The sequence below is a fragment of the Kaarinaea lacus genome, assembly GCF_975902315.1.
Window position 1 is genome coordinate 1 of record NZ_CDLKIE010000372.1, and the last position, 3,499, is coordinate 3,499.

Below are 3,499 nucleotides of genomic sequence, written 5' to 3' on the forward strand. Positions count from 1 at the left end.
GAATGAGAAAGAAGGAGGCCCTGTGTACAGGGAACATATACAAGGAGACGGAGATTGAACATAATCAATTTAAATATTCATATGTTATAAAGTATAGGCCTCTCTCGCCCTTTAATTATTACCTGATCCGCGATAACGTTGATATTCCCGAGATCATTCTTACTGCGGCTGAAATGGGTTTCCTCAAAGCTGAGGCCTATTTCAGAGGGCTTGGGGTGCCATCGTAGTAACGAACCGGCCTCATGCACACATATAAATCCAGCTGCTGCCTGAGCGCCACATTCAGGGAGCGAATACCACCACCCACCGGGGTTGTCAGCGGGCCTTTAATGGAAACCACATAATCGCGCACCGCTTCCAGCGTTTCACCAGGTAACCAGACATCGCTGCCATAAACTTTTGTGGCTTTTTCACCCGCATAGACCTCCATCCAGGCAATACTTTTTTTGCCGTTGGAGGCCTTGTCTACGGCGGCATCGATGACTTTACGCATCGCGGGCGTGACATCCACCCCGATTCCATCGCCTTCTATAAAAGGGATAATGGGACGATCCGGCACATTCAACGAATTGTCCGAATTAACCTCAATTTTTGCACCATCAGAAGGCACAACGATTTTATCAAAGGCCATAGAAACTCCTGTGACTATATAGATTACGCGAACAAGATCGCGACAAATGAACGCTGGATAAAGGCGTTATTTTAGCATTTTCCGGGGAAGTCAGGAAATATTCAGGTGCGTCGAAGAGATACAACGAGGCGTTAGGACAGATTAAGCCAGGGTCGCAATATAAAGCTTGTTAATTTATACAGCTATTAGAAACCAAATTGTTCCAGATTACCCTTGAGGGATACTTTTACCTTACCGTCACGGTTAAAACGTCCCATGGTGGTAAGTGCTGCATGCAGATCTTTTTGATCGCCACGTGTGCCAAATTCACCGTTAAATTCATAACTCTTGTCAGGATTTAATTGCAGAATGCCGTCAGCTTTTAACGGCCCACCCTGATCGCTCAATACAGCTTTTACACCACCCTCGTTGGGCTCAAATGCAATATCCAGATCTCCTAACACCAGTGGTTTCAACATCGTCATCTCGGCACCGTGCCAGGCAACATCACCTCTTGCTGAAACCACAACGTTGTCATCCAGCTTTACATTACTCATTTTAATATCCAGCGCACCGCCAGGTTTAAATGTACTTAGATTTACCAGACGTTCGATTTCGCTCAGAGGTAACCAGGCTTCTACATTATTGAAATATGAGCCACCAAAAAAACTGTAACCCACGGTTCCTTTACCATAACCATCGGCAACCTTGAATTCCACATCCATTTCCATGATACCCAAAAGCAAGGTAAGAACGTTAATATTCCAGGTTAAGGCATTAAACTGTTGCCCCTTGATTGTCGCTTTCTCTACCCGGGCAGACCAGACACTACCTTCAATATCATTGAGCGTCACCGGCACTTTGTCGCCGCCAAAAGACTGCTTCCAGTAGCTATAGGCAAAACCTGCCGGCATTGTGGTGAACAGAAAGACGGTATAAGCAACCAGGCCAATGAAGGTATATTTAATTGATGATTTAATAGCGGGCGACATAATCTTTAATTAGACGTTAATTTTATTGTTTATAGCTGCAATTATTTCTTACGTTACTTACGCCGCACCTTCCAGCACCAGGCGCGCATTAACCAGACCAGGATCATCCTGCTTTTCGATAACAGTGTTTACAATACGTATCCCTTGTTGGCGCTGTAACTTTTCCAGCCAGTTTACCATGCTATCGAACGATACATTTTCCAGCCATACACGTGCCTTGGTCTGTCCATCAGGCTGTACACGTTTCACTGATTTGTCCAGCTTACTTGTCTTTGCGGTTCTATCAATCGTCCCTAGTAGCGACTGCCCCTTGGAACGCCCGGATGGCCCGCTGGCTTTTAGCTTTGCCTGTAATTGTTGCGCTTCTGCAGCAGACTGTTCCATCCACACCAGTAACGCCTGGTTTTCCTGATTCGTTTTTTCCAGGGTACTAATTTTTTTAACCAATGGTTCCCACGCCAACAAATATAGCAAGGCAATGATGAGCACTGCCGCGCCTGCAATTAATATGCGTCGCTCCCTGGGGTCTAAACCGTCATACCATTCTTTCATGCATCACCTCGCGCTGCTTGCGCATTCCCGGAACTGGCACCTGCTTTCAATTGCATACGACTTTCCACCTTACCTTTCTTCGATGACGCTGACTGAATATTAACATCCAGATCAGTCTCATTAATCAAACGAATTTTTAACTCATCCAGTGATTGTAAATCTGAAATCTCAAAATCCAGATCCAGTGTCTCCTCCTTGAAACGCAAGGTACGAATGAGCAGCGTATCTGTATCGCTTAATACGTCACCCGCCTTGGCCAACAATACAAACATGTCGGTTGACTGATTGGTTTGTTTGCGTAGTTCCCCCAGTTTTTGTTCCATTTGCCGTTTAGGATCGACAATGTTTTTGGATTCAGGAAATGCGTCTCGGTAGACTTTCGAAATTTGCGAGCGCAGTTCAAGATCCCTGGCCGCCAGCTTTTGATAATCAAATATCATTAATCCGATTTGCATCAACAGCCACGCAGCTGCAATACCTGCAGCTGGAAACCAGGGACGAAACATTTTTTCCAGTCGCTCACGGCGACTGTAATCACCCTGGAGCAGGTTTATGGATTTTAATTCTTCAAACTGCTGTGCCAGATAAATGAGAAAAGACTGTTCCGCTTTATTGACTTCGACATCTACTTCCAACTGGTCGCCGAGTGCCTGCAACTGGGACGCAATCGCTTGCTGTTCGTCAGACATGGAGGCAGAGGGGTTTTGTTGCAAGCTATCGGGCACTGAATCAGATTCAACACTGCCTGCGTCACACACAACAACATTCAGTTTTTCAGGCCCCTGGCCTTCGGCAGTTGACTCCAGCATACTGCGTAATAATGGAACCACATTGGCCACATCCAGTGCGATGCCAGCCTGTAAGTTGTTGCGTAAAATTGCTTTGGATTTGGATTGTTTATCCGCACTTTTTAATAGCAAGGTCCAGGTATTTTCAGCGTAGGGAACGCCAAGCACTTCGGTAGTCAACACGTCGGGCTGAATTCCCACATCATTCAGACCCTGCAACCACATCTCAATAATTTTACGCTCAACAATAGCAACATTCACACTATCGGCAGCCTGACGATCTCCCGCGGCAAAGTGATTGTCTTCTACGTCACTGGCCAATTGTTCTTCCAGTGCAAAAGGAATTGCCTTCAGCAGTTTTTGTTTATTCATACTGGGTAGTGCTACATCGGTAAGCACTACTTCGACACCTGAAACAAACACCACAACACGACAACCCAGGGCGTGATTGGCTGCCGTTTTTAAATCACCATGGTAAACCGGGCCGGCGTTTTGACCCTGCTCCTGCACAAACCAGTACACTTCATCCGGCATAGTACCGAACAGGCTTGGATCAC

The 3,499-nt window shown here is 46.1% G+C and carries 4 protein-coding genes and 1 pseudogene; 1 reads left to right on the forward strand and 4 read right to left on the reverse strand.

The window, feature by feature from the left end; all coding sequences use genetic code 11:
- On the forward strand, positions 1-227 hold a 227-nt coding region (locus ACWVCM_RS12050; protein WP_455202001.1), incomplete at its 5' end, for a hypothetical protein.
- Here the strand turns inward: ACWVCM_RS12050 and ACWVCM_RS12055 are convergent.
- The 4 genes and pseudogenes from ACWVCM_RS12055 to gspL form a co-directional block, all read right to left on the reverse strand.
- A pseudogene (locus tag ACWVCM_RS12055) lies at positions 200-631 on the reverse strand (isocitrate/isopropylmalate family dehydrogenase); the annotation flags it as partial. The gene ACWVCM_RS12050 and the pseudogene ACWVCM_RS12055 sit on opposite strands and share 28 nt — an antisense overlap.
- 185 nt (positions 632-816) lie before the next feature.
- The gene (locus ACWVCM_RS12060; protein WP_455202002.1) at positions 817-1,602 is read right to left on the reverse strand and encodes a type II secretion system protein N; all 786 of its coding nucleotides are present in this window, start codon (positions 1,600-1,602) and stop codon (positions 817-819) included.
- Positions 1,603-1,659: 57 nt separating this feature from the next.
- Positions 1,660-2,154 (reverse strand): type II secretion system protein GspM, encoded by a 495-nt coding sequence (gene gspM, locus ACWVCM_RS12065; RefSeq protein WP_455202003.1) that lies wholly within the window; start codon positions 2,152-2,154, stop codon positions 1,660-1,662.
- Positions 2,151-3,499 (reverse strand): type II secretion system protein GspL (gene gspL, locus ACWVCM_RS12070; RefSeq protein ID WP_455202004.1); only part of this gene is annotated, 1,349 nt, incomplete at its 5' end. The genes gspL and gspM, both read right to left, overlap by 4 nt.

Bases quoted from the DNA above. Each gene is read 5' to 3' on its own strand.
- gspM (WP_455202003.1), bottom strand. From the start codon at position 2,154: ATGAAAGAATGGTATGACGGTTTAGACCCCAGGGAGCGACGCATATTA.
- ACWVCM_RS12060 (WP_455202002.1), bottom strand. From the start codon at position 1,602: ATGTCGCCCGCTATTAAATCATCAATTAAATATACCTTCATTGGCCTG.